Annotated in this window: 23 protein-coding genes; 3 read left to right on the top strand and 20 right to left on the bottom strand. The window is 71.3% G+C overall.

Annotated features, from left to right (window positions below):
- Positions 1 to 276 precede the first annotated feature (276 nt).
- On the top strand, positions 277 to 1,485 hold the full coding sequence (locus tag ACZ7LS_RS28750) for an oxygenase MpaB family protein (protein ID WP_382526092.1): 1,209 nt from the start codon (positions 277 to 279) through the stop codon (positions 1,483 to 1,485).
- A 282-nt stretch (positions 1,486 to 1,767) separates the two neighbouring features.
- On the opposite strand, the gene ACZ7LS_RS28755 is transcribed toward ACZ7LS_RS28750, so the two are convergent.
- The 8 genes from ACZ7LS_RS28755 to ACZ7LS_RS28790 form a co-directional block, all read right to left on the bottom strand.
- Positions 1,768 to 2,826 (bottom strand): chitinase, encoded by a 1,059-nt coding sequence (locus tag ACZ7LS_RS28755; RefSeq protein ID WP_382526094.1) that lies wholly within the window; start codon positions 2,824 to 2,826, stop codon positions 1,768 to 1,770.
- Between the two features lie 148 nt (positions 2,827 to 2,974).
- The gene (locus ACZ7LS_RS28760; protein ID WP_385133966.1) at positions 2,975 to 3,787 is read right to left on the bottom strand and encodes a class I SAM-dependent methyltransferase; all 813 of its coding nucleotides are present in this window, start codon (positions 3,785 to 3,787) and stop codon (positions 2,975 to 2,977) included.
- A gap of 175 nt (positions 3,788 to 3,962) precedes the next feature.
- Entirely contained in the window at positions 3,963 to 4,676 is a 714-nt protein-coding gene (locus ACZ7LS_RS28765) for a response regulator (RefSeq protein ID WP_385133969.1), read from the bottom strand.
- The gene (locus ACZ7LS_RS28770; RefSeq protein ID WP_385133972.1) at positions 4,669 to 6,147 is read right to left on the bottom strand and encodes a sensor histidine kinase; all 1,479 of its coding nucleotides are present in this window, start codon (positions 6,145 to 6,147) and stop codon (positions 4,669 to 4,671) included. Before ACZ7LS_RS28770 ends, ACZ7LS_RS28765 begins: the two co-directional genes overlap by 8 nt.
- Before the next feature lie 206 nt (positions 6,148 to 6,353).
- Positions 6,354 to 10,460: a Pls/PosA family non-ribosomal peptide synthetase gene (locus ACZ7LS_RS28775; protein ID WP_385133974.1), complete on the bottom strand. Its 4,107-nt coding sequence runs from the start codon at positions 10,458 to 10,460 to the stop codon at positions 6,354 to 6,356.
- 221 nt (positions 10,461 to 10,681) lie between these two features.
- Complete coding sequence (locus ACZ7LS_RS28780; protein ID WP_382526104.1) at positions 10,682 to 11,077, bottom strand: DUF2267 domain-containing protein; 396 nt, start codon at positions 11,075 to 11,077, stop codon at positions 10,682 to 10,684.
- Between the two features lie 129 nt (positions 11,078 to 11,206).
- Entirely contained in the window at positions 11,207 to 11,449 is a 243-nt protein-coding gene (locus ACZ7LS_RS28785) for a DUF6296 family protein (protein ID WP_382526106.1), read from the bottom strand.
- Between the two features lie 323 nt (positions 11,450 to 11,772).
- A complete protein-coding gene (locus ACZ7LS_RS28790; protein ID WP_382526108.1) occupies positions 11,773 to 12,027 on the bottom strand; it encodes a hypothetical protein in 255 nt (84 codons plus the stop codon).
- A 268-nt stretch (positions 12,028 to 12,295) separates the two neighbouring features.
- Between ACZ7LS_RS28790 and ACZ7LS_RS28795 the strand changes: the two genes are divergently transcribed.
- Both ACZ7LS_RS28795 and ACZ7LS_RS28800 read left to right on the top strand, forming a co-directional pair.
- A complete protein-coding gene (locus ACZ7LS_RS28795) occupies positions 12,296 to 13,012 on the top strand; it encodes a lysophospholipid acyltransferase family protein (RefSeq protein ID WP_382526110.1) in 717 nt (238 codons plus the stop codon).
- An 86-nt stretch (positions 13,013 to 13,098) separates the two neighbouring features.
- Positions 13,099 to 14,133 (top strand): NAD-dependent epimerase/dehydratase family protein, encoded by a 1,035-nt coding sequence (locus tag ACZ7LS_RS28800; RefSeq protein WP_385134062.1) that lies wholly within the window; start codon positions 13,099 to 13,101, stop codon positions 14,131 to 14,133.
- A 95-nt stretch (positions 14,134 to 14,228) separates the two neighbouring features.
- On the opposite strand, the gene ACZ7LS_RS28805 is transcribed toward ACZ7LS_RS28800, so the two are convergent.
- The 12 genes from ACZ7LS_RS28805 to ACZ7LS_RS28860 form a co-directional block, all read right to left on the bottom strand.
- A complete protein-coding gene (locus tag ACZ7LS_RS28805) occupies positions 14,229 to 15,806 on the bottom strand; it encodes an alpha/beta hydrolase (protein WP_382526112.1) in 1,578 nt (525 codons plus the stop codon).
- Positions 15,807 to 15,953: 147 nt separating this feature from the next.
- The gene (locus ACZ7LS_RS28810) at positions 15,954 to 16,715 is read right to left on the bottom strand and encodes an urease accessory protein UreD (protein ID WP_382526114.1); all 762 of its coding nucleotides are present in this window, start codon (positions 16,713 to 16,715) and stop codon (positions 15,954 to 15,956) included.
- Between the two features lie 26 nt (positions 16,716 to 16,741).
- Positions 16,742 to 17,419, bottom strand: a complete 678-nt coding sequence (ureG, locus tag ACZ7LS_RS28815; RefSeq protein WP_382672302.1) for an urease accessory protein UreG — start codon at positions 17,417 to 17,419, stop codon at positions 16,742 to 16,744.
- A 142-nt stretch (positions 17,420 to 17,561) separates the two neighbouring features.
- Positions 17,562 to 18,236, bottom strand: coding sequence for an urease accessory protein UreF (locus ACZ7LS_RS28820; protein ID WP_382877501.1), 675 nt, complete (start codon positions 18,234 to 18,236; stop codon positions 17,562 to 17,564).
- The gene (locus ACZ7LS_RS28825; protein WP_382526121.1) at positions 18,236 to 19,957 is read right to left on the bottom strand and encodes an urease subunit alpha; all 1,722 of its coding nucleotides are present in this window, start codon (positions 19,955 to 19,957) and stop codon (positions 18,236 to 18,238) included. The genes ACZ7LS_RS28820 and ACZ7LS_RS28825 overlap by 1 nt, the downstream gene beginning before the upstream one ends.
- On the bottom strand, positions 19,950 to 20,261 hold the full coding sequence (locus ACZ7LS_RS28830) for an urease subunit beta (RefSeq protein ID WP_382526123.1): 312 nt from the start codon (positions 20,259 to 20,261) through the stop codon (positions 19,950 to 19,952). The genes ACZ7LS_RS28825 and ACZ7LS_RS28830 overlap by 8 nt, the downstream gene beginning before the upstream one ends.
- Before the next feature lie 16 nt (positions 20,262 to 20,277).
- Positions 20,278 to 20,580, bottom strand: a complete 303-nt coding sequence (locus ACZ7LS_RS28835; RefSeq protein ID WP_030349821.1) for an urease subunit gamma — start codon at positions 20,578 to 20,580, stop codon at positions 20,278 to 20,280.
- Between the two features lie 269 nt (positions 20,581 to 20,849).
- On the bottom strand, positions 20,850 to 21,164 hold the full coding sequence (locus ACZ7LS_RS28840; protein WP_382526127.1) for a type II toxin-antitoxin system Phd/YefM family antitoxin: 315 nt from the start codon (positions 21,162 to 21,164) through the stop codon (positions 20,850 to 20,852).
- Between the two features lie 84 nt (positions 21,165 to 21,248).
- Positions 21,249 to 22,268 carry a GNAT family N-acetyltransferase gene (locus ACZ7LS_RS28845; RefSeq protein WP_385133982.1) on the bottom strand — a complete coding sequence of 340 codons (1,020 nt, stop codon included), beginning with the start codon at positions 22,266 to 22,268 and terminating at the stop codon, positions 21,249 to 21,251.
- A gap of 10 nt (positions 22,269 to 22,278) precedes the next feature.
- Positions 22,279 to 23,307, bottom strand: a complete 1,029-nt coding sequence (tdh, locus tag ACZ7LS_RS28850) for an L-threonine 3-dehydrogenase (RefSeq protein WP_382526130.1) — start codon at positions 23,305 to 23,307, stop codon at positions 22,279 to 22,281.
- Positions 23,304 to 23,846 (bottom strand): pyridoxamine 5'-phosphate oxidase family protein, encoded by a 543-nt coding sequence (locus tag ACZ7LS_RS28855; protein WP_382526132.1) that lies wholly within the window; start codon positions 23,844 to 23,846, stop codon positions 23,304 to 23,306. The genes tdh and ACZ7LS_RS28855 overlap by 4 nt, the downstream gene beginning before the upstream one ends.
- Complete coding sequence (locus ACZ7LS_RS28860; RefSeq protein WP_382672319.1) at positions 23,843 to 24,628, bottom strand: class I SAM-dependent methyltransferase; 786 nt, start codon at positions 24,626 to 24,628, stop codon at positions 23,843 to 23,845. Before ACZ7LS_RS28860 ends, ACZ7LS_RS28855 begins: the two co-directional genes overlap by 4 nt.
- Positions 24,629 to 24,851 lie beyond the last annotated feature (223 nt).

Here is a 24,851-nt window from a genome sequence, read left to right on the forward strand (position 1 = left end):
ACGCGGGTCGAGCCTGTCACCTCCCGCGGAAGTCATCCCCGCACTAGCGGGCACTCCACTTGACGGGTGTCAGAACAGCAGTACTCTGACAGGTGTCAGATCATCGGGATGAGCGAATCGGCGGTGCTCGACATCACTCGTTGACGCCCCCTTTCCGCACCGAGCCGCATGTCAGGCGGCCCCGGGCCGGTCCGGCCTCCGGTATCCGGCGTTTCCCTGCCCGTTGTTCCGTTCGGCCCTGCGCCGAGCGGCCTGTGAAGCGGAGGCGAGCACATCATGCCGAGCGCAGAACCAAACACCGTCGTCCCGGAGCGGATGGTCGATCTGGAGACGGCGCGTGCCGCCCACGGCGGCCGGATCGATCAGCTGGCGCGGAAGCTCATGGTCGGCGATCCCCTGGCGGACGCTGTCATCGCCGAGCTGGACCGGCTCGGCAAGGAGGGGCGCCGGCTGCTCAACGCGGGGCTCACCGACGGTCTGGAGAGTCTGGGCCCACACCCTCCCGCCGCCATCGCGGCGTTGCTGCGGCAGGTGGAGGCCGTTCCTTCGTGGGTGGACCCCGCGATGCTGAGCCGTGGGGAAAGGGCGACCATCTCCGTACCCCCGCTGTGGTTCCAGCTGTGCGGGATGAGCAGTGCGCTGGTGCACACGTACTCCTCTCCGGCCATCGCCCGGCTGCTGGTCCAGACCGGCAAGCTGACCACCATGGCGCCGCGGCGTCTGGTGGAGACGGGCATGTGGGTGCGGCAGGCCACCGCACCGGGCGGCCTCCTGCGGGGGGCTCCTGGCTACATCGCCACCGTGCAGGTCCGGCTGCTGCACGCCCGGATGCGGATGGCCGCGCTCCAGCACGGCTGGGACAGCGCGGAGTGGGGCACACCGATCAGTCAGGTGGACGTGGCCCGCACCTGGCTGGATTTCACACTGACACCCTTCCACGCCCTGGCCACCGCGGGGATCGAGCTGACCGGGGCCGAGGACCGGGATCTGTACGCGTATTGGTCCTACGTGGCCCATCTGCTGGGGCTGGAGGAGAGCTTCTACGCCGAGGCCGTCGACGCGAGGAGCGCCCGGGTACTGCTGGACCTCCTGGACTCCACCACGGCACCGCCCGACGACAACTCCCGTGCGCTGACGACCGCGATGATCGGCGCGCAGGTCGACGCCCTGGCCGGAGGCCCCAGGCCGCTGATGCCAAGGCCCGCGCTGGAAGACCTCATCCACGGCCTGCTGCGGCGGTCTTTCGGTGACGCGCTGGCCGACAGTCTGGGCATTCCCGTATCGAGTGCGACCCCGTTCCTCCCGCTGCTGGCGCTCGTCAACAGTCAGTCCCGGCGGTGGCAGACCCTGACGGCCGACTCCGCCGAGCAGGCCCGGCGGGAAAACGCCGCGGGACCGTCCCAGGACGCGGTGGCCGCCCTGGTCCCCGGCGGACCTGCCTATCACCGGCATCTGCACGGTGACACCGCCGACCCTGCGGCCTGACCCACCGGCGTGCGCCTGCCCCGGCGCACACACCGCGGCCCTCGCTCCATCCGCCCCCTCGCTCAGAGGAGTTTGTCCAGGGTGACGGGAAGGTCCCGGACGCGTGTGCCGGTGGTGTGGAGAACGGCGTTCGCGATCGCCCCGGCCGCCCCCGGTGCCCCCCGACGCCCAGCCCATGACCGTGGTCGGCGAGATCGGGACGGTAGCGACGAGGGGACCGGTCCTCGAACGGACCGATCCCCTCCGACCTGGTCATTCGCGTACCAGGGACACCGTGGTGGCTCAGCGGCCCTGGAGCGCCTTGACGTTGTTCCCGAAGGTCCAGCCCTTCGACCCGTCCCAGTTGAGCGACCAGGTCATCAGGCCCTTCAGCCCGTTGCCGTAGGTGTTCCAGGCCTGCGAGACCAGGTTCGGCGCCATATAGCCGCCACCGGCGCCCGGCTGGGCCGGGAGTCCCGGCACCTGCTTGTCGTAGGGGACCTTGATCGTGGTGCCCTGGACGACCAGGCCCCTGTTCAGGCAGTCCGTCTGCGCGGTGAACCCCTGGACCGTGCCGGCGGAGTACGAGTCGCCGGAGCATCCGTACATGCTGCCGTTGTAGTACTGCATGTTGAGCCACCAGAGGCGGCCGTTGTCGGCGTACTTCTTCACGATGGGCAGGTACGCGCCCCAGATCGAGCCGTACACCACACTGCCCCCGGTGACATACGCCGTCTCGGGCGCCATCGTCAGGCCGAAGTTCGAGGGCATCCGGGCCAGTACGCCGTCGATGATGCGGATGAGGTTGGACTGCGAGGCCGACAGTGTGTTGATGTTGCCACTGCCGACGAGCCCGGTCTCGATGTCGATGTCGATGCCGTCGAAGTTGTACTTCTTCAGGATCGGTACCACAGTCGCGATGAACCGGTCGGCGACGGCGCTGGAGCTGAGATCGATCCCGGCCGCCGCTCCGCCGATGGACATCAGGGTCGTGAGACCGGAGGCCTTGGCCTGGCACATCTCGGCCGGGGTCGCGACCTTCACGGTCGCGTCCATGCCGTCCTCCCACAGGACGGTGCCGTCCGAGCGTATGACCGGGAACGCCGCGTTGATCACGTTGTAACCGTGTTCGCGGATACGGGAGTCCGTGATCGGGATCCAGCCGAGCGGCGGATGTACGCCGTTCGCCGCGCCGTCCCAGTTCTCCCAGTACCCCTGGAGCACCTTGCCGGTGGGTTTCGACTTGACCGCACAGGTGTCGGCGGCCGGCGCCGCGCCGGGCGCCGCCGCGGCGACCAGCGTCTGCATGACGAAGGCCATGGCGAGGCCGACCCCCAGCACGCGCGATATTCGGCGGATCATGCTGTGCCCCTTCCGACCATGCCCGCCCGCGACCGCGTCGGTGCGGCGGACCGGGAACGTACGCCGGGTAGTTGGGGGAACCGTAGAGTGGTCCAGACCTACCGTCAATAGGTCTGGACCAACCGGCCGCCGTGGGCGCGCGGCCGGGTCACAGGCGCCGGCCGGCCCCCGCGGTGTGACCGGGCGCGGAGACGCGGATCTTGGACTGGCCGTGCGGTCGCTTCTCCCAGTCGTCCATGAAGCCGGCGGCGAGCCCGTGCGCGCGGGCCAGGGCGATCAAGGTCTCCGTACGGTAGTAGAAGTCCTCGCGCAGCACCTGGTGTTCGGCGCCCTCCGTGCGGTCGAAGGTGAAGTCGAAGAACCCGCCGGGCGCCAGGATGCGGCCCACGTGCGCGAGACACTCGTCGATGACCTCGATCGGTGAGTGCGAGAAGACGCTGTGCGCGTGGACCACATCGAAGTGCTCCTGGGGCAGGAAGTCCAGGGACAGGTTCTCGGTGATGGTGAGATGCGGAAGCTTGTCCTGGAGGTGGTAGGTCGTGAGGGTCCGCTTGGCCGCGATGAGGATGTCGGGCGAGATGTCGATGCCGTAGTAGTTTCCGGCGTCCAGGTAGTCGATGAAGCGCCAGCCGGCGCGCAGATTGCCGCAGCCGATGTCCAGCATGCGGTGGCGCGGGCTCAGACCGTGTTCGGCGAGATAGCCGAACTGCATCTCGCCGAGCGCCAGCCAGCGTTCATGGGTCCGGCTGCCGACGGCCGCCTCGGGGTTGCGGCTGGTGTCGGAGGCCATCACCGCGCGGTAGTAGTCGACGTGGCCGGGGTGCTTGTGGCTCAGCCACTTGTCCCGCAGGGAGCGTCGTACGTACGGGGCGATGCGAGCGGGGTTGCGCAGGGCGTAGCCGACGCGGTGGGAGAGGGCGGAGCGGTCGGCGGTCAGGGACGCCTCGGTCTTCTTCGGCATTGCGGTGTCTTTCGTGAGAGATGCGGAGGGACAGGAGCGGAGGGAAAAGGGCGGACGGGGGTAGGGAGTTGGCCCGGGAGAGGGTGCGCGGGCGAGAGGAATGGGTGAGGTGCGGGGGCGCGGGGCGGATGCGTGCCGGATACGAGAGCGGCAGACGGGCGGGCGCGGGCTCAGATCATCGACGGCGCCCGTTCGCGCTCGCGGTGACCACCACCCCGTTCTCATGGGCGAAGATCGCCGCCTGGGTGCGGTCCCGCAGGCCCAGCTTCACGAGCATCTTGCTGACATGCGTTTTGACGGTGGATTCGGTGACGAACAGATGGCCGGCGATCTCCCCGTTCGACAGACCCTGCGCGATCAGTGCCAGGACCTCCGTCTCCCGTTCCGTCAGGCCGGCGACGCCGGTCCTGGCCGGGGGGCGCGGGCCGGTGCCGATGCCGGTGGTGGTGTGGTGCAGGCGGGTGAACTCCGTGATCAGCCGACGGGTGGCGGAGGGAGCGAGCAGCGAGTCGCCCGCGGCCACCACCCGTATGCCTTCGGCGAGTTGGCGTGCCGAGGCGTCCTTCAGCAGGAATCCGCTCGCTCCGGCACAGAGCGCCTCGTAGACGTACTCGTCCAGGTCGTAGGTGGTGAGGATCAACACCTTGGTGTCGGGTGTCCTGGCGGTGATCTCGTAGGTGGCCTCCAGACCGTCCATCTCGGGCATCCGGACGTCCATGAGGACGACATCCGGGCGGAGTTCATCGACTTTGACGAGGGCCTCGCGGCCGTCCGCCGCGGCGCCGACGATCTCGATCCCCGGTTGCGCCGCCAACACGACGGAGAACCCCTCACGCACGATGATCTGGTCGTCCACGACCAGGACCCGCACAGCCGGCCGCTCAGACATCCTGGTTCCCGTTCCCGTTGTTCCCGTTCCCGTTGTTCCCGTTCCCGTTGTTCCCGTTCCCGTTGTTCCCGTTCCCGATCTCGTTCCCGATCTCTTTCCCGTCGGCGGGCGGCACATCGGGCAGGAACGCGCTGACCTCGAAGCCGCCCCCGGCGGTCCGCCGTGCCGTCAGTCGTCCTTCGAGCATGGCGACTCTTTCGCGCATGCCGAGGAGTCCGTGTCCGGCTCCGGGCGATGCCCCGGCCTGCTGCGTGGCGGATCCGTTGACCACACGCACACCGAGACCGGTCGCCACGTAGGAGAGCTCCACGCGGACCTCCGCGCCGGGTGCGTGACGCATGGCGTTGCTCAGCGCTTCCTGGACGATCCGGTAGGCCGACAGCTCGACGCCGGGGGCCAGTTCACGTACGTTCCCGGTGACCGTCTTCGCCACCGGCGCCCCCGAGACGCGCACCGCGTCGATCAGCCGGCCCAGGCCGGAGAGGGTGGGCTGTGGGGGCAGGGCCCGCCCGGCGAGCCCGTTGTGCGGTGTGTCCGCGCGGATGACGCCCAGGACGCGGCGCAGTTCGGCGAGGGCGGCGACGGCGTTCCCGCGTACCGCCGCGAGCGCCTCCGCGAGTTCGGGCGGCGGGTCCTGCACCCGGTACTGTGCCGCCTCGGCCTGGATCGCGACGGCCGACATGTGATGCGCGACGACATCGTGGAGCTCCCTGGCGATGGTCGTACGCTCCTCCAGCCGGGCGCGGCGGCCCCGCTCGTCCTCGGCGGCCGACGCCTGTTCCGAGGCCCGCGCGCCGGCCCGCGACCAGCCGCTCAGCAGCACGGCGACGACCAGTGCGATACCGAAGGCGAGACGCGAATCCCGGAGGCCGTCGCCCGTGAGCGCTCCGAACTCGACGAAGACGACCGCGCTGATCAGCCACATCCACACCGCCGCCCAGGGCCGCAGCCGCAGTGTGCACACCACCAGTACCAGCGGGCCGGTCACGAACAGGACGGACGGCCGCAGGTCGCCGAGGCCCGTCAGATCGACCGTCGCGGCCAGGCACGAGAGCAGGGTCAGCCACCAGGCCGCCACCGGCATCAGCAGCGTCAGCGCGACGGGGATCCCCACCAGCAGGCCTGCCGCCATTCCGGTGAAGGGGGACACCCAGGACCGCGCCGCCATGGCCAGGACCGCGACGGCGCACACCGCCAGGTGGGGTGCCCAGCGGACGGCGTCGCGCAGGCCCCGCGGCAGCGGGCGCCGGGCGCGGTCGAGTGCGGGCGACTCGGAGAGCGCCGGCAGGGGCCGCCGGGCGAGGGCGTGGCGGACGAGGTCGTCGCGCAGCGCGGTGAACGCCGCCGCCGCGATCTGTCTCGCGGCCGCCCGCCCCGTAGCGGCCCGCCCCCAGGCGGCCTGCCCCACAGCGGCCTGCCCCACAGCGGCCTGCCCCACAGCGCTCGGCGCACCGCCGGTGGTGTCGCGCACTAGGTCCGCCGTCCGGGAAGAGTGATGGATCGAAAGCTCATGGGACGACAGTAGAAAGCGCGGAGGGTCGCTGACATCCCTCGCTGGTCCCGTCCATGGAACTCGGTCTTACGAGCTACGGAGGCGGTACTTGAGTACAGGGCAGGGTGGGGGCCTGAGCGGGGGCTTGGCCGCGGGAACGAGCACGGGACGGGCTTCCCAGCGCCCTATGAGCCTCTCGTCCGGGCGTCGAATGCCCTGATGTCGACAGCCGCCACATCCCGGGCCGGGACGTCCAGGGCCGGGACGGGACGCCGCTCGACGACGCCTTCGGCGGGGATGCCGCGCCAGCTCGTGCCCGGTGTGAGGTGCTCGCCCTTCATGAGCAGCGAGAGCGCGCCGAGCCGGACGTCCTCGCCGACGACGGAGTCGTAGAGCACCACCGCGCGGGTTCCGACACTCGCGCCGTCCTCGACCGTGACCCGCGACATCTTCATGACGCGGTCCTCGAAGAGATGGGTCTGCAGCGACACGCGCAGACCGATCGCGGCGTTGTCCCCGATGTCGACGAGGTCGAACTCCGTGAGGAAGGTGGTGCCGATCCAGGTGCCTCGTCCGACGCGCGCCCCGAACCGGCGCAGGATCACCGGCAGATACGGCGTTCCGGTCAGGAAGCCCACCCCGGCCGGTACCGCCGCCGCCTCGAAAAGTCCGGTGACGAACTCGGTGCGGCGTACGAACAGACTCCACAGCGGTTCGACCCGGGGCCGGTAGACCCCGATCACCACCCGCTTGACCGCCGCGCAGTACGAGATCACCAGGAGGCTCGCGACCATCACGAGGACCGGCGCCACGAGCACGGGGACCAGCAGGCCGGGCCGCCGGGTCACCCAGGACAGCGCCAGCAGGTACAGGTAGGCGCTCATGGCCAGTACCGAAGCGGGCATCGTGATGCGGAAGAACTCGATGCCCAGGCGCTGGAGTACGGCCTTGCGGGCCGGCCGGAACGTCAGTTCCTCGGGGAACGATCCGCTGCTCTGGCGCACCGGCAGACGGATCGCGGGCGAGCCCAGCCAGGTGGTGCCGTCGGCCACGTCACCCTGCGGCGGGACCGTACCCACGCCGATCAGGGAGCCGGGTCCGGTCCGCGTTCCGGCCAGCAGGAGCGCGGAGTTGCCGATGAACGCGCGCTCCCCGACCTCGGTGGGGCCGAACGCGACCTGGCCGGCCGCGAAGGTGGCACCGCCGACGTTGGCCAGGTCCGCGACGAAGCTGCCGTCGCGGAGGGTGAGCAGGTCCGGGTCGATGTGCGAGACGGTCGAGACCTCGGCGCCCCGGCCGATGCGCGCGCCGAGCAGTTTGAGCCAGGGCACGGTGTAGAGGGTGGCGTACAGCGAGTTGGTGAAGGTGAGGCTGATCTCCAGCAGCTTGTCGGACACCCACTTGCGTACGCCGAGCGCGGAGCGCACCGGATGGACACCTACCGGCACTCTCGGCAGGACCAGCCGCTTGCCCAGGGCGACCACACAGCAGACGGTGACCACGAACACCGGACCCGACAGCGCGGTGGCGACGAGACCGGCCGCGATGCCCCAGGTCAGCGTCGCCCACCAGAACAGCGCGATCCCCGGCACGGTCGCCGCCAGCGCGGCGGTCTCCAGCAGCACCAGCCCGGCGAGCGCGGCGGCGAGATGGCGCGGTCTCCATCCGTCCGTACTCCGGCGGGCACGCATCATGGCCTCGGCTCCGGGGGCGAGCGCGTCCACCGGGCGCGGCGGCGATCCGGCCCGGCGCGCGCCGGCGGGAATGGCTTCGTCCTGGCCGATGACGGACTGTTCGCCGAGGCCGGCGCCCGCTCCCATCCGTGAGCCGGGTTCGAGGACGGCGTTGGCACCCACGAAGGCGTGCGGCCCGATCTCGATGGGGGCGACCGTCACCCAGCCGTCCGCCACCCGCCACGGACTGACGGACACGCCGTAGCCGATCGAGGTGTCACCGCCGATCCGCAGCATGGCGGGCAGTGTGATCGTGCCGGTGGCGATGGTGGTACGGGGTCCGATGCGCGCGCCCAGCAGCCGCAGATAGGCGGCCATCATGGGCGAGCCGCTGAGCACCGGCAGCGGGCCGAGGCTCAGCAGCAGATTCACCGCCCAGAGCCGTACGTAGACCGAGCCCCACAGCGGATAGCGGCCCGGCCGGATACCCGCCGACAGCGGGCGGACGAGCGCGACCGGTACAAGCCAGCGCACGACCAGATAGCCGAGGTACACGCCGATCGTCGTCTGTGCCGACGCGGCGACCGAGATCCGGCCGCCGTGCCGGCTGTACACGTACGCCACCGGCAGGCCGAGCATGAGCAGCAGCAGGTAGATCACACCCGCCTGGACCGCTCCGGCGCCCCGGATACGGCCGCTGGTGTGCCGGATCGGGGCGGGGCGGGGCGGCGCGGACAGCTGCCCGGTGTTCTTCGTCGCGCTCAGCCGGGCGGCGAGGCCGCGTACGGTCGGATGGGCGTAGAGGTCGCGCAGCGCGGTGTTCGCGCCGATGTCCCGGCCGCGCAGCGCCGATACGACCCGGGCCGCCAGGAGTGAGTGGCCGCCGAGGTCGGTGAAGAAGTCCGCCTCGGCCGACAGCGCCTCGGGTTCGATCCCGAGTACCTCGGCCCAGGCGTCCCGTACCCGCGTCTCCAGCTCGCCTTCGACCGCGACCAGCCGGCCGCCGCCCACCAGCCGCCGGCCGGTCGGGGCGGGCAGCCGCTTACGGTCCACCTTGCCGCTGGCCATGGCGGGGAGGGCGGGGAGGATGTCCAGGAAGGACGGCACCATGTACGCGGGGAGTCTGCGCCGCAGCGTCTCGTGCACCCGGGTGATCAGGGCGTCCTCGTCTTCCACGCGGCCGGGCGCACGGACCACGTAGGCGCACAGTTCACCGCCTCCGCCGCCGCTTCCCCCACCGTCTCCCCCACCCCGTCCCTCGTCGGCGCCACGGTCCGGTGCGGGCGTCAGCGCGGTGACCGCCTCGGCCACGCCGGGATCCTCCAGCAGGACGCTGTCGATCTCGCCGAGATCCACCCGGTATCCCCGGATCTTCACCTCGTCATCGGCCCGGCCCAGGAACTCGACCTCCCCGTCCCGGGTCATCCGGCCGAGGTCCCCGGTGCGGTAGAGCCTGCTGCCCCGGGGGGCCAGCGGATGCTCGACGAACCGGTCGGCGGTCAGCTCCGGCCGCCCGATGTAGCCGTCGGCGACGCCGGGGCCGCCGATGCAGATCTCACCGATCTCGCCGTCGGCCACGGGCCTGAGCCGCTCGTCGAGCAGCACGACCGAGTAGGTCGGCAGCGGCTTCCCGATCGTCACCGCCTTGCCCGGCGTCAGTTCCGCCCAGGTCGCGGTGACGGTGGCCTCGGTCGGGCCGTAGGTGTTGAGCATGCGCCGCCCCGGCCTGCTCCACCGCTCGACGAGCTGACCGGGGCAGGCCTCACCGCCGACGACGATGCTGCGGAGATACGGCAGTTCCGGCGGGATCGTCTCCAGCAGCGTCGGCACGCAGTACAGCATCGTGATCCGCCGGGTGTGCAGGAACTCGCCCAGTTCCGCGCCGAGATGACCGGCGCCGTCCGGACCCGCGACGAGCGTCGCGCCGACCGACCAGGTCGGCCAGATCTCCTCGATGGAGAAGTCGAAGGAGAGCGTCATGCCCTGGTACACGCGGTCGTCCGGCCGCACGTCATAGAGCTTGGGCACGACATCGAGGAAGTTGCAGATGCTCGACTGCGCGACCCTCACCCCCTTGGGCCTGCCGCTCGACCCGGAGGTGTACATGATGTACGCGGCGGGGCGACCGTTCCCGGGGCCCGGCTCGGGCCGGTCCTGGGGCGGCCGGCCGGTGGGTGCGCCGGCGATGTCGCGACCGTACGGGTCCAACTCGACCACCCGGCACGGGAGACCGCCCACGGCGGGTGCGAGCGCGGACGTGGTCAGCACCAGATCGACGGCGGCGTCCTCCATGATGAAGGCGAGCCGGTCAGGAGGGGACGCCGGATCGACCGGCACGAACACCGCACCGGCCTTTCCCACGCCGAGCAGGGACACGTACATCTCGACCGACCGCGGTACCAGGATCGCGACCCGGGACCCCGGGCCCGTCCCGAGACCGCGGAGGAAGTGCGCGAGCTGGTTGGCGCGCGTGTCGAGTTCGGCGTAGGTGAGCGCGTGGTGCGCGCACTCAAGTGCCGTGGCGGTGGGGGTACGGTCGCAGGCGGCCTCGAAGAGGCGGTGCAGGCGCCGGTCCGCCCCTCCCGACGGCGTTCCACGCGCGGAATCGAGCAATCTCATGACGTCTGTCCTTCATCGCGGCGCACTGCGGGACTGCGGAGGTGAGATACCGAATCCCGGGATGTCATACGACGGGAGAGCCACCAGCCCGGACCTGGGTCGCGGTCGCGCCCCGGTCCGGCGAATCGTTCGATCCAGCGATCGATCAAGCCGCTCCATCAGTGAAACGGCATCCGCTCACTTCGGCATCCCGAGCCGGCGGCGGTCCGGGCGCGGTGCGCTCACGTCGGCTCCGGCCGGCCGAAGAGGACGTCGTACCCCGGCGGGAGCTGGAGGAGGATCCGGCGCATCAGTTCGTCGCCCGCGGCGTCGGACACCACGCTCAGGACGGCTCCGACGTCCCACTTCGCGGTCTCCTCGTTGGCCCCCTCGATCCAGGCGGCGGTGGCCCGTGCGAACCGCTCCGGGGTGAGCGGTTCGGCGGCCGGGAGCGGGTCGAGGAGCACCAGGGCGCACGCCTCCGGCAGCCGGGCGGCCAGCTCGGCCCTCTCGGTGCCCACCACGTGGGCGCCCAGCAGGGCCAGCACGACCCGGACCGCCCGTTCGGCTTCCTGCGGCGTGGAGTACTCACCGCGCTCCTGGACCGCGGCCAGGAACACGTCCCACCGCATCACCATGGCGGCCGCACCTCCTCCTCAGCGCTTGCCCGGACGGGACCGACGAGACCGACAGGACCAGCAGGACCAGCAGGACCAGCGGGACCAGCGGGACCAGCGGGAAGACCGCGGCGACGGGAGGACCGCGGCTCAGACCGGGCGCGCCCGGACGGACGCCTTGAGATCCTGGTGCCCGCCACTGGCGACCATCCGTACCTCGTCCTGGTCGCTGATCTCCGCCAGGACGATGCCGGTCTCGTCCGCGTACAGCGCGTGCCCGCCCGGCCCCAGCCGATCCGTACGGTGCACCACCACGACATCCTCGTCGTCCGGATCACTCGCGGGCGCGTCCGGGTACGCGAAGACCAGCCTGTACGTATCCGAGATTCCCATGCGGCCTCCTGGGACAGCTCACCTCTCGCGGGGAGCGGTGCCTGAGCGGTGCCTCGTGGCATCGGGAGCCCGTACTCACGACGAGCCGGACCTCACCACCGGCGGGCCCTTTCTCTGATGTAACCAAACGGACCCCCCGGCCGCATCCCGGCGCGGCTCGGCCAGGGCATCCGCCGTCGTCCCGTCGTCCCTACTGGGCGGCCCCGCGGCCAACTCCGCGATCGCGCGTGCTCACCGGCACGCGGCCGGGGCCCTGTGGAGGGGCCCCGGCCGGCGGACCGGACGCCGTGACTCCGGCCGGTCACGCGGCGGACCGGGCCGGATCAGTCACTCAACCGGCCCCGGTATCCGACGGGCCCCTCGCCGGGGAACTGCGCGGTTCCCTCGAAGCGGTCGCCGCCGTCGAAGAAGGTCACCGACCCATTCCCCTGATCGCCGCTCCACGTGACCGTCGTCCCCGCTCCCGGACGCCCGTCCGCGGGGACGACCTCGTCGCGGTTCCTGATGCTGAGTTCCAGCGGCGAATCCTCCTGCCAGCCGCCGCCACCGGTGTGAATCTCCGTGTCGTACGTGGCCATGGTTTCTCCCTCCCTGTGCGACGCGCGGGCCACCGGGGGCCTCGCGCACCCCTAAGCTCGCCCGTCCGCACGGGGCCCAACCACCAGGCGGCGGAGCCGCCCGCCAAACCACCCCTGCGAGGTATCACCCCCGGCCGCCGGCGACGGGAGCCCGAGACCGGACGGTTACAACCGAGGACACCCGCACATACACTTGCGTCCGCCGGAATCCCCGTTGACCTGGGACAACGCGTCCCGTGGCCGGTCGGGCCAGTGAGGAGCGCTCTGCGTGTTCTATTACGTGCTGAAATATGTACTGCTGGGGCCCCTGCTGCGGCTGCTCTTCCGGCCCCGGATCGAGGGGCTTGAGCACATACCGGCCGACGGTGCCGCGATCATCGCGGGCAACCATCTGTCGTTCTCCGATCACTTCCTGATGCCGGCCATCCTCAAGCGGCGCATCACCTTCCTCGCCAAGGCCGAGTACTTCACCGGCCCCGGGCTGAAGGGGCGGCTGACGGCCTTCTTCTTCCGCGGTGCCGGGCAGATCCCGGTGGACCGGTCGGGGAAGGAGGCGGGGCAGGCGGCGATCCGGGAGGGGCTCGGAGTACTGGCCAAGGACGAGTTGCTGGGGATCTACCCGGAGGGCACCCGCTCGCACGACGGCCGGCTCTACAAGGGCAAGGTCGGGGTCGCCGTGATGGCGATCAGGGCGCAGGTGCCGGTGGTGCCGTGTGCCATGGTCGGCACCTTCGAGATCCAGCCGCCCGGCCAGGTCGTCCCGCGGATCAGGCGGGTGACGATCCGGTTCGGTGAGCCGATGGAGTTCGCGCGCTACGCGGGTCTGGAGAACGAGAAGGCGGCGGTCCGCGCGGTCACCGACGAGATCATGTACGCGATCCTCGGGCTCTCCGGGCAGGAGTACGTCGACCGTTACGCGGCCGACGTGAAGGCGGAGCAGGCGAAGGCGGAGCAGACCGGGAAGTTCCCGAGGCTGCGTCGCTGAGAGCGGATTCGCGACCGGCGAACTCCTCTGGGCACGAGGATTCTTGTGCCTCTAGCGTCCCCCGTATGACCAGGGGACACGTAGTGGTGATCGGTGCGACAGGACAGACGGGGCGGGTAGCCGTGCGGGCGCTCGCCGAGGACGGCTGGGAGGTGCGCGCGGCCTCGCTCGGCGGTGGCCGGGACGCGCACTGGCCGGAGGAGGTACGGGCGGTACGGCTGGACCGCGAGGATGACGCGGCGCTGGCCGCCGTGATCGGCGACGGCTGCGATGTGGTCGTGGACATGGTCGCGTTCGGGCGGGCCCACGCCCGCCAGCTGACGGGGCTCGCCGGCCGGATCGGCTCGGCGGTCGTCCTCTCCAGCGGCGCGGTGTACGAGGACGGCCGGGGCCGGGGCTTCGACACGCAGAACGAACCCGACGGCGGCCCGCACTATCCCGTACCGATACTCGAGACACAGCGGACGGTGGCTCCCGGCGAGGCGACGTACGGTACGCGAAAGGTGCTGCTGGAGCCCGCGTTGCTGGCGGCCGGTGAGGCGCTGCCCGTGACGCTGCTGCGGGCGGGCGCGATCCATGGCCCGTACTGCCGCACCCCGCGTGAGCTGTACTTCGTCAAACGACTGCTGGACGGCCGCCGGCGACGCGTGCTGGCGTACGGCGGCCGGAGCCGGTTCCATCCCGTCCATGTCGCCAATCTCGCCGAGCTGATCAGGCTGGCGGCGGCGCGCCCCGGCTCTCGCGTACTCAACGCCGCCGATCCGGGGGCACCGACCGTCGCGGAGATCGGCGCGGCGATCGACACGGCGCTGGGCCGCGAGACCGAGACTGTGCTGATCGACGGGGCGTCGGAGGACGGCGTCGGGGATACCCCCTGGACCATGGAGCATCCCGTGGTCTACGACATGGCCGCCGCCGAGCGGGAGTTGGGGTACCGGCCGGTCACGGGCTACGCCGAGTCCCTGCCCGGGACCGTCGCCTGGCTCACCGGCCGGCTGCGCGGCCGGGACTGGGCGGAGGCATTCCCCCAGATGGTCCTGGCTTACGGACGGGACGGCCTCTTCGACTACGCGGCGGAGGACGCCTGGCTGGCGCGGTACGACCGGGAAGCCGGGTCGTAGCCACGTCGCGGCCGGTCCGGGGACGGCTCGGGGGCACGGCCAGGACATGGCGGACGGGGGCGACCGGTGAGCCCGGCCACCCCCGTCCCGGGTGCTTACGGCTTGGGCGTGGCGTGCGGGGCGCACGTCACATCGGCGCTGTCCAGCGCCCCCGTCAGCAGATAGGACTTCACCCGGTCGTTGATGCACGGGTTCTGCAGATTCGTGATGCCGTGCGAACCGGCGTCGCGCTCGGTGATCAGACGCGATCCCTTGAAGCGCTTGTGCAGCTCGACGGCGCCCTCGTACGGCGTGGCGGCGTCCCGCGTGGACTGCGCGATCAGCACGGGAGGCAGCCCCTTGCCGGTCCTGACCTCCACCGGGGTCTGCTGCTTGGCGCTCCAGGTGGCGCACGGCAGGTTCATCCAGGCGTTGGACCAGGTGAGGAACGGGTGGTCGCGGTGGAGCCGGGTGTTGTCCCGGTCCCACTGCTTCCAGCTCGTGGGCCACTTGGCGTCGGCGCACTCGACGGCGGTGTAGACCGCGTTGCCGTTCTCGGACTGGGCGTTGCCCGCGGTGTCGGACATGTCGGGGGCGGCCGCGTCGATCAGCGCCTGGGTGTCACCGGCGAGGTACTTGCTCCAGACCGTGGCGACGGGCACCCAGCTGGAGTCGTAGTACGGAGCGCTCTGGAAGAGGCCGAGCAGCTCGGCCGGTCCCACGACACCGCCGATGGGGTTCTTCTTGGCGGCGGCGCGGAGCGTGTCCCACTGCTTCTCGACCTGGGCGGCGGTGGTCCCGATGTGGAAGGACGCGTCGTTCTTGGCGACCCACTCCATCCAGTCCTGGAAACGGGATTCGAAGGCGACGTCCTGGTCCAGGTTGGCCTGGTACCAGATCTTCTCCTTCGACGGGTTGACCACACTGTCGACGACCATGCGGCGCACATGCGACGGGAAGAGCGTGCCGTAGACCGCGCCGAGGTACGTGCCGTAGGAGACGCCGACGTAGTTGAGCTTCTTGTCGCCGAGCGCGGCCCGGATGACATCCAGGTCACGCGCGGTGTTCGGCGTCGTCATCTGCGGCAGCATCCAGCCGCTGCGCTCCTGGCAGCCGTCCGCGTACTCGGCGGCCAGCTTGCGCTGGGCGCGCTTGTCGGCCTCGCTGTCGGGGACCGGGTCGAGCTTCGGCGCCTTGACGAACTCCTGCGGGTCGACGCAGGAGATGGGCGTGGAGTGGCCCACCCCGCGCGGGTCGAACCCGACGAAGTCGTAGGCCTTGGCGGCGTCGGCCCAGATCGCGTTCTTGGTGACGACGCGGCGCGGGAACGCCATGCCGGAGCCGCCGGGACCGCCCGGGTTGTAGACCAGGGAACCCTGGCGCTCCTGCTTGGTCCCGGTGTTGCCGATCCGGTCGACGGCGATCTTGATCTGCCGTCCGTCGGGCTTCGTGTAGTCGAGCGGGACGCTCACCCAGCCACACTGGATGGGCTTCGCCAGTGCCCAGTCGGCCGGGCAGTCCTGCCAGTCGATGCCCTTCTTCGCGGCACGCTCGGCGGCGACCGTGGCGCCGTACGCCGCCGGGTCACCGTGGTGGCGGCCGTCCGCGGTCGCCGCCGGCGCGGCTATCGCGCCCGCTATGAGCGTTCCCGTGAGCAGCGTGCCGGCCGAGCCGAGCACTGCGGTGCGTCTCAAGTGGAACCTCCCCCTCCGTGGTGCGCTGCCTGCCTGCGACAACGCGTTCGATTGGACTCCCCGGGATCCTTTCGTCTGTGTGGTCGCCGAGAACAGGCCACCCGGCCATTTCTTTACCGAACCAATAACCGGTAGGCGCGGTCCCGCTCAGCGGTACGCGGAAACGGATCCATGGGTCGTACGCGCCCGCAGCACCTCATCCAGGACCCGCCGCAGCCGCAGGGCGTCCGGGGCGACCGCCGTGACGAGCACCGCGGGTCCAGCGAGCGGGGTGAGTACGGCGGTGTCGCCCAGCATGCGCGGTTCCACCGGCTTCTCCTCGAACTCCGGCCCCGCGAGGAGGAGTTGCCCGACGGCCCGATAACCGCCGAGGACCGCTCCGCCGTCCCAGCCGCCGGCCGCGCCGGGTCCGTGGGCGAGTTCCTGGTCGAGCAGCGGACGGCCGGCGCGGTGGACGGTGAGCCGGGTCAGGAGTGTGCCGGGGTCTTCGCCGTGCCGGCCGAGGATCTGCTCGTCGCGCAGCACCAGCCGGGCGGTGGCGGCGAGGTCGACGCGGGTACGCATCCGCAGATCGCTGCCGTATGCCGAGATGAGCTGCTCCGGGAGCCAGAGCAGCTCCGCGCCCTCCCCCACGGTCAGCCGCACGTCATAGCGGGCGGGGTCGGCGGCGCGTCCGGGCAGCGCGACGGTCGCCGCCGTCGCGTCCACGGTGAGCCGCGCGCCGTCCCGTACGTCGGCCTCGATCGCGAGCCGGTCGCCGCCGAGCGGCGCGCTCATGGCGCCGACGACGGTGACCCGGGCGCCCGCCCCGGTGGCGCGGGTGCGGCGCAGCGCCAGCGGTCCCTCACCGGTCAGTACGGGAAGTCCGGCGGGGGTCGCGACGATACGGGCGGTCGCGTGGACGCTCACGCGGTCCGGACGGCGAGCCTGGACGTTCACGCGGTCCAGGCGGCGAGCCGCGCCAGCACCCAGTCCGTGACCGGCGCCACGCCGTCCTCGCCCCTCAGCGAGGTGAGGGCGACGGGCAGGTCGCCGCGCTGCTCCTTGGCGTCGCGGGCCATCCGGCCGAGGTCGGAGCCTACGTACGGCGCGAGATCCGTCTTGTTGATCACGAGCAGATCGGCGGTGGTGACACCGGGCCCGCCCTTGCGCGGGATGTCGTCGCCGCCCGCCACGTCGATGACGAAGATCTGCGCGTCCACGAGGCCCTTGGAGAAGGTCGCGGTGAGATTGTCGCCGCCGGACTCGACGAGGATCAGGTCGAGGGGGCCCACGGCGTCCTCCAGATCCTCGACGGCTTCCAGGTTGGCGGAGATGTCGTCGCGGATCGCGGTGTGCGGGCAGGCGCCGGTCTCGACCGCCTGGATGCGCTCGGGGGGCAGCACCGCGTGCCGGAGCAGGAACTCCGCGTCCTCGCGCGTGTAGATGTCGTTGGTGACGACGGCGAGCGACAGCCGGTCACGCAGGGTGCGGCAGAGCGCCGCGACGGTCGCGGTCTTGCCGGAGCCGACGGGTCCGCCGAGGCCGATACGGAGAGCGCGCCGCCTGCCGTCGGGGCGCAGGGCGTCGGCGCTGACGGCGGCCGGGCCCGAGTGGCTGTGGTCGAGATGCATGGTGCGGCTCCTGTCGGGGCGGTACGGGAATCCGGGCGATGGCGGAATGCGGGCGGATACGGCAAGGGAGGCAGGGGCTCGGGTACGGGCTCGGGTACGGGCTCGCGTACGGGAACGAGAACGCGGGGCCGGGAGGCGGGTCTCACGAGGCGAACAGCCGCACCGGCCACCCCGCGTGCGCCTCCGCGGTGATGTCGAGCAGCGGGGCCGAGCCGGCGGGCAGCGCGTCGAGCCCCTCCCGCGCCGCCCGTCCCGCCAGCTCCGCGGCCCGCGCGGCGACCCGGTCCAGTTCCGGCGCGAGCCGGGCGAGGACGGCGGTGGCCTCGAAGGGGTCGAGGCTGAGCAGCCGTACGGCCGCGGTCGCGGGGCCGCTGACCGTTTCGTACCCCGCGCAGTACGCGGCGTCCTCGGGGCCGAGCCCGGCGGAGCGCGCGGTGAGGCCGAGGACGACGGGCTGGTGCGCGCCGCGCGGCCGGGCGGCGGCGAGCGCGTCCAGTTCACCGCTGGGCCAGGTGGCGCGGGCGGCGCGCATCAGCTGCCGTCCGAGCTTGCGCGCGGTCGCCCGGAGCGCGGGTGAGGGCGTGCGGGCGTCGGCGGCCTCGTCGAGTTCCAGCGGGTCGAGGCCCCCGGCCGCCGCGGCGGCGAGGGCCGCCGCGGTCAGGCCGGTGGTGTGCAGCCGGCCCCGGCAGAACGCGGCCAGGCTGGGGGCGTCGTGGATCCGCCCCGCCCTGACGGCCGGTTCGGCCCCGCCCGAGTGGGCGTGACCGCCGGCGGGGAACCGGCCGTCGGCGAGCACGAGCAGTGCGGCGCGGTTCATCAGAACAGGAAGTAACGCTGGGCCAGCGGGAGTTCGGCGGCAGGCGCGGGTTCCACCGGCTCGCCGTCGATGGTCACCGTGAACGTGTCGGCGTCGACCTCGACGCGCGGCAGCGCGGCGTTCTCCCGCATGTCCGCCTTGGTGATCCCCCGGGTGTTGCCGATCGGCGCGAACCTCTTGGCCAGGCCGAGACGTTCGGGCAGCCCGTCCTCGATCGCCGCCTCCGCGACGAAGTTGACCGAGCCGGCGGCCGCCGCGCGGCCCAGCGCGCCGAACATCGGTCGCGGCAGCACTGGTTGCGGGGTGGGGATGGAGGCGTTGGCGTCGCCCATCTGCGCGTAGGCGATCTGCCCGCCCTTGAGGACGAGTTGCGGCTTGACACCGAAGAACGCCGGGTCCCAGAGCACCAGATCGGCGAGTTTGCCCGTCTCGACGGAACCGATCTCCCGGTCGAGTCCCTGCGCGACCGCCGGGTTGATGGTGTATTTGGCGACATAGCGACGGGCCCGGTGGTTGTCGGCGCGGCCGTCGCCGGGCAGTGCGCCACGGCGCTTCTTCATCACGTGCGCGGTCTGCCAGGTACGCATGATCACCTCACCGACACGTCCCATGGCCTGGGCGTCGGAGGAGATGATCGAGATGGCTCCGAGGTCGTGCAGGATGTCCTCGGCCGCGATGGTGGAGGGCCGGATACGGGACTCCGCGAAGGCGAGGTCCTCGGGCACGGCCGGGTTGAGGTGGTGGCAGACCATCAGCATGTCGAGGTGTTCCTCGATGGTGTTGACGGTGTGCGGCCGGGTCGGGTTGGTCGAGCTGGGCAGGACGTACGGCTCGCTGACCACGGTGATGATGTCGGGCGCGTGCCCGCCGCCCGCGCCCTCGGTGTGGTACGCGTGAATGGTGCGGCCCGCGATGGCGGCGAGGGTGTCGCCGACGAAGCCCGCCTCGTTCAACGTATCGGTGTGGATGGCGAGTTGTGCGCCGGACTCCTCGCACACCCGCAGACAGGCGTCGATGACCGCGGGGGTGGCGCCCCAGTCCTCGTGGATCTTGAAGCCCAGCGCTCCGCCGCGCAGCTGGGCGCGCATCGAGTCCTGGGACATCGTGTTGCCCTTGCCGAGCAGCCCGATATTGACGGGGAAGGTCTCCAACGCCTCGAACATCCGGGCGAGATGCCAGGCTCCGGGGGTGACGGTGGTGGCCTTGGTGCCCTCGGCGGGTCCTGTGCCACCGCCGACGAGTGTGGTGACTCCGCTCGCCAGCGCCTGGTCGACGATGGTCGGCGAGATGAAGTGGACGTGCGCGTCGATCGCGCCGGCGGTGACGATCTTCCCGTTGCCCGCGATGACCTCGGTCTCGGGGCCGATGACCAGCTCGGGATGGACGCCGTCCATGGTGTCCGGGTTGCCGGCCTTGCCGATTCCGGTGATCCGGCCGTCCCGTACGCCGATGTCCGCCTTGACGATGCCCCAGTGGTCGATGATCAGAGCGCCGGTGATCACGGTGTCGGGCGCGCCCTCGGCCCGGGTCGTACGGGACTGGCCCATCGACTCGCGGATCACCTTGCCGCCGCCGAACACCGCCTCGTCCCCGGCGAGCCCCGGGCCGCCGGAGCGGTCCTCCTCGATCTCGACGAGCAGATCGGTGTCGGCGAGACGGATCCGGTCGCCGGTCGTGGGGCCGAACAGATCGGCGTACCCGGCGCGGGACAGCTCAGTCATCGAGGGGACCTCCGGTCTCTCCCCGCAGGCCCGGCACGACGCGCAGACCGGTGAGGGGTACGAGTACGACATCGACGGGGATGCCGGGTTCGAAGCGCACGGCGGTGCCGGCGGCGATGTGCAGCCGCTTGCCGCGCGCGGCGGCCCGGTCGAACTCCAGACCCGGGTTGGCCTCGGCGAAGTGGTAGTGGGAGCCGACCTGGACCGGCCGGTCGGCGGTGTTGAGAACGGTGAGCGCGGTGACCTCGCGGCCCTCGTTGAGGGCGATCGGCCCGTCGCCGTACAGGATCTCTCCGGGAATCATCGGCGGCGCTCCCCCGTCAGACGATCGGGTCATGGACGGTGACGAGCTTCGTGCCGTCCGGGAAGGTGGCCTCCACCTGGACGTCGTGGATCATCTCGGGGATGCCTTCCATGACATCGTCCCGGCCGAGCACCGTGCGCCCCGAGGCCATGAGTTCGGCGACGGTACGGCCGTCCCTGGCGCCTTCGAGGATGTGCGAGGTGATCAGGGCGACCGCCTCGGGATGGTTGAGCCGCAGTCCGCGCTCCCTGCGCCTGGCCGCCACGTCGGCGGCCACATGGATGAGCAGACGCTCCTGCTCGTGCGGGGTCAGTTGCACGCTTCCACCTCATCGTCTCCGGCCCGGTGACGGCCGGGCGCAGCGGAACCCTAGCCAACGTCAACACTCTGTTGAACTGTGATCCGGGTGGTCACAGCCAGGCATTGCACGTTAGGGCGGAAGTTTTTCCAACGCGTTAACTGATCTTTTGCCGACCCGTGGACGTCAGGGCACGCAACCCGTTCCCCGCCACCTGGATGGGCGCTTCCCCGGAGAGGACCGGGTCGTATACGGAGCCGTGGCCGTCACCCCGCCGCGGGGACGCGGTCTCACCTGCCAGGGCCCGGAGGGTGGTCACCGCCCTCCGGGCCCTGGTGGTCACGCCGGTGCTCCGCCGCGATCCCGAACCGCCGCCGCTCGCCGGAGGCCGACGGTACGGACCCGATGGCCGAGACGGAACTGATCACCTGCTCCCCGGCTGCCTCCGGCTCGCTTTCGAGCCGCTCCAGGTCGGCGGCGGAGACCAGCGCGACCAGCGGCTTCCCGTGCCGGGTCACCACCACGCGCTCACCGCCGTAGACAACGCGGTTGATCAGATCGGCGAGCTCTGCCCGGGCTTGCGTCACCGGAATCTCGTAGGCCATGTCCCCCAGCTTAAGAGGACGACACGCCAGGGGCTTTCGGTCGGCTCATGGCGTCCGGTGGCGGGTCCCACGCTCCGGGAGCGGTCACTGCTCCGCGAAATAGGCGCGCAGGACACGGGGCTGGAGCGCGTAGCGCCGTTTGAACGACGGGTTGCGCCGGCCCAGCTCGACCCAGTCCCGGCCCGATGCCCAGGCCTCCCGCATCACATGGGCGTAGGACACGTAGAACGGACTGAACCCGGGAGTGTCCTTCTGCGCGTAGCCGACTGCCCAGTAGTGGAGCCGGGTGTCGTCGGTGAGGATGAGCGCGGAGGCGATCATCCGGCCGTCGACGCGGAGTTCCACGGCCCGGACGCAGTCGCCCAGTTCCCGCACGAAGTCCTGGAAGAGACCGGGCCGGTAGTAGTCGGCGTTGCCGAACTTGGCGGCGGTGGCGCGGGCCAGCCGTACGAAGCCGTCCAGGTCGGCCTCGCCCACGTCGACCGTGCAGGCGCCGACTCCCGCTTTCTCCGCCGCGCGCAGATCGCGCCTGAGGTTCTGCCTGGCCTTGCCGCTGAGGGCACGGGTCAGGTAGTCGTCGAACCCCGCGTACCGGTCCAGGGGCAGTCCCCATCCCACATCGATGTCGACCCCGGTGAATCCGGCGCCGGCCAGCTGGGCGTCCAGCGGGCCGGCGGCGTCCGCGTTGACGATGCCGCACAGGCCCGCGCCCCACTCGGACGCGAGGTCCCGCAGCGCGGTGACGGCGCACTCGGCGGCGGACCGGCTTCGGGGGCCGGGCCGCACCGGCAGCACGGTGTCGTAGCAGTGCCAGGCGTGACTGAGCAGCGCGGTCCGGCCGGCCGCGTGGGGGTAGTGCTCCGCAATCACCCGCATCGGGTCGACATCGCGTTGCAGATAGGCCGGCAGGGCCGCGTGCGCCCGCCCCGACCCGTCCTCCACCAGGAGGTACGCGGTACGCAGGACCGGGTGCAGCGGATGCTTCTCGAAGGCGCGCAGGAACGCGCGCCGGTAGAAGGCGGGGGCGCGGGCCGCCGCCATCAGGTCGTCCCACCTCTCGTCGACGTCGTCGATCGAGGTGTGGACACGCACGGTGTAGTCCATGACGGCCCCCTCAGTCCCGCGGGACCCAGTCGAGGATCACTTTGCCCGCGTGCCCTTCGGCGGCGGTCGCGAAGGCCTTCTCGTAGTCCTCCGCGGCGAAGTGGTCCGTGATGACGAACGACGGGTCCATGCCCTGGTCGAGCAAGTCGGCCATGGCGTACCAGGTGTCGAAGACCCGGCGCCCGCTGATCCCCTGGATGGTCAGCATGCGCAGGGAGATGTCCGCCCAGTCCGTGGGTACGTCCTCGTCGGGCAGGCCGAGGGCGGCGATCCGGCCGCCGTGGGCCATGGCGCCGATCAGATCGCCGAGGGCGGACGGACTGCCGGACATCTCGAAGCCGACGTCGAACCCCTGTTCAAGGCCGAGCGCGGCGGGGTCGATGGGTCCCTCACCGGCGTCGATGACGGGATCGGCGCCGGCCCGGTGAGCGAGGTCCAGCCGGAAGGGGCTGAGATCGCTGGCGGCGACGAGACGCGCGCCCCGGTGCCGGGCGACCGCCGCGGCCATGGCACCGATCGGCCCCGCTCCCGTGACCAGGACCGTCCGGTCACGGACGGGGAAGGCGTCGGCGACATGAACGGCGTTGCCGAAGGCGTCGAACATAGCGGCGACGTCCAGGGAGACACCGGGCCGGTGCACCCAGACGCTCCGCGCGGGCACGACCACGTATTCGGCGAACGCGCCGTCGCGCTGGACTCCCAGGCCCTGTACCGCGTCGCACAGGTGCTGCCGCCCGGCCCGGCAGTTGGCGCAGGTGTCGCACGTCACATGGCCTTCGGCGCTGACCAGTTGGCCGGGCAGCAGACCCCCGACGCCGGCCCCGGCCGCCACGATCTCGCCGACGAACTCGTGGCCGATGACCCGTGGTGTCGTCACCGTCCGCGTCGCCCACGGCGTCCCCTTGAGAATGTGCAGGTCCGTGCCGCAGATGCCGGTGCGCAGCACCCGGACGAGGACGTCGTGACGTCCCGGCTCCGGAGTGGGTACGTCGGTGTAGTCCAGCCCTTCCCCGGGCCCGTTCTTGACGAGTGCCCTCATCGCGCACCCGCCGAACCGGCGCCGTCGGCCATCCGGCCCTTGAGCGCGTCCAGCGGTACGGCGACGCGCTGGTCGTTCTTGTCCACGAGCCACTGGTCGATGTCCAGCAGCCACCAGCGGTGGACTTCGAGCACATAGAAGCGGCGCGGTCCGTCGCCCCTGAACTCGTCCAGCGGCAGCCGCCACTGGCGGCGGACCTCCTCGTCCGGGAAGTTCCGCTCGTAGTACCAGGCGCTGAGTTCTTCGAGTTCGTCCGGTCCCACCGGCCGCGCGGTGCCGGTGAACTGCGCGCCGTCCAGCCCGAAACCGGGCAGCGCGGTCAGATAGATGGAGCCGGATATCCGCGGGTCGGCCTCGATGTCGCGGGAGTGCCGGGCCCGGCGCAGCGAGTACCACAGCAGCCGCAGCGGATCGCGGAGCGGTACGTAGTTGACGGTGGAGGCCCAGGTCCCGTCGGGGCCGTGGGTGGCCAGGGTGGTGAAGCGGCCGTTCTCGATGAGGAAGCCGCTGCGTTCGGTGAGTTGGGGCAGGGGTGTCATGACGGCTGGTACTCCTTGTAGGTGTCGAGGATCGCGGCGTGCGGCGCGGACAGGTAGGGCGCCCAGAATTCGGGCGGTCCGGCGGCAGAGGGCGCCAGGCGATGCGACTGCCACCGCACGGGACCGAAGCCGGCTTCCCGCAGCGCCTTCTCCAGGGTCGTCACGCTCCAGTAGCGGGCGGTGACGCGGATGTCGTGCGCGGCGAAGGACAGCGCGAGTTCCACCGGGGAGCCGTCCGCGGGGGACTCGCCCGTGCGCAGCCGGAATCCGTAGCGTTCGTAGTGGCCGGGGTCGTGGTGGGCTTCGGGGTGGATGGGCAGGGTGACGAACCTCCCGCCCGGCCGCAGCGCGCCCGCGGCGGTCCGGCAGAGGCCCACGAGTTCCTGGTACGTGGTGGCGTACGGGAGTACGTACACGCCGATGACCAGGTCGAAGCCGCCCTCCAGTGCGGCGGGCAGGTCGCCGTCGAGGTAGCGGATGCCCAGGGGCTCCGCGGACTCCTGCGCGCGGGCGTGGTCGATCATGCCGCCGGACTCGTCGAGCCCCACGACCAGCGCGGTGCCGCTCCGCGCCAGCGCCCGGCTGTAGACACCGCTTCCGCAGCCCAGGTCCAGGACCTTGAGCCGCGAGAGGTCGCCCAACAGCCCGAACACGCTGGGGAATTCGAGGTCGCGGCGGAACGGCAGCCGCGAGAAGTCGTCGTAGATCCTGGCCAGTTCGTCGAATTGCGTCACCGAGGGCTCTCTTTCCGTGTCGGTCGCGGGTACGTGGGTGGTGGCCATCGGGCCTCCTCGGGGATGGTGCGGAGAGGAATCGGGCCATACTTGTCCCGGGCACCGGGATCGGGATGAAACGCCGCGAGACCGGGAATATCTCCAACAGTTACCCATCGGCCCACCCCCGAGCGCGGTCCGCCGTGATCGATGCGTGCACGCGTTGAACGCTTGTGCCATCGCGCACCCGACGGAATCGAACGAGGCACACCGGGCACGTCCTGAGGAGAAC

This window comes from Streptomyces sp. NPDC039430, from assembly GCF_055639435.1.

Bases quoted from the DNA above. Each gene is read 5' to 3' on its own strand.
- ACZ7LS_RS28750 (WP_382526092.1), top strand. From the start codon at position 277: ATGCCGAGCGCAGAACCAAACACCGTCGTCCCGGAGCGGATGGTCGAT.
- ACZ7LS_RS28755 (WP_382526094.1), bottom strand. From the start codon at position 2,826: ATGATCCGCCGAATATCGCGCGTGCTGGGGGTCGGCCTCGCCATGGCC.
- ACZ7LS_RS28760 (WP_385133966.1), bottom strand. From the start codon at position 3,787: ATGCCGAAGAAGACCGAGGCGTCCCTGACCGCCGACCGCTCCGCCCTC.
- ACZ7LS_RS28765 (WP_385133969.1), bottom strand. From the start codon at position 4,676: ATGTCTGAGCGGCCGGCTGTGCGGGTCCTGGTCGTGGACGACCAGATC.
- ACZ7LS_RS28775 (WP_385133974.1), bottom strand. From the start codon at position 10,460: ATGAGATTGCTCGATTCCGCGCGTGGAACGCCGTCGGGAGGGGCGGAC.
- ACZ7LS_RS28780 (WP_382526104.1), bottom strand. From the start codon at position 11,077: ATGGTGATGCGGTGGGACGTGTTCCTGGCCGCGGTCCAGGAGCGCGGT.
- ACZ7LS_RS28785 (WP_382526106.1), bottom strand. From the start codon at position 11,449: ATGGGAATCTCGGATACGTACAGGCTGGTCTTCGCGTACCCGGACGCG.
- ACZ7LS_RS28790 (WP_382526108.1), bottom strand. From the start codon at position 12,027: ATGGCCACGTACGACACGGAGATTCACACCGGTGGCGGCGGCTGGCAG.
- ureG (WP_382672302.1), bottom strand. From the start codon at position 17,419: ATGCATCTCGACCACAGCCACTCGGGCCCGGCCGCCGTCAGCGCCGAC.
- ACZ7LS_RS28820 (WP_382877501.1), bottom strand. From the start codon at position 18,236: ATGAACCGCGCCGCACTGCTCGTGCTCGCCGACGGCCGGTTCCCCGCC.
- ACZ7LS_RS28825 (WP_382526121.1), bottom strand. From the start codon at position 19,957: ATGACTGAGCTGTCCCGCGCCGGGTACGCCGATCTGTTCGGCCCCACG.
- ACZ7LS_RS28830 (WP_382526123.1), bottom strand. From the start codon at position 20,261: ATGATTCCCGGAGAGATCCTGTACGGCGACGGGCCGATCGCCCTCAAC.
- ACZ7LS_RS28840 (WP_382526127.1), bottom strand. From the start codon at position 21,164: ATGGCCTACGAGATTCCGGTGACGCAAGCCCGGGCAGAGCTCGCCGAT.
- ACZ7LS_RS28845 (WP_385133982.1), bottom strand. From the start codon at position 22,268: ATGGACTACACCGTGCGTGTCCACACCTCGATCGACGACGTCGACGAG.
- tdh (WP_382526130.1), bottom strand. From the start codon at position 23,307: ATGAGGGCACTCGTCAAGAACGGGCCCGGGGAAGGGCTGGACTACACC.
- ACZ7LS_RS28855 (WP_382526132.1), bottom strand. From the start codon at position 23,846: ATGACACCCCTGCCCCAACTCACCGAACGCAGCGGCTTCCTCATCGAG.
- ACZ7LS_RS28860 (WP_382672319.1), bottom strand. From the start codon at position 24,628: ATGGCCACCACCCACGTACCCGCGACCGACACGGAAAGAGAGCCCTCG.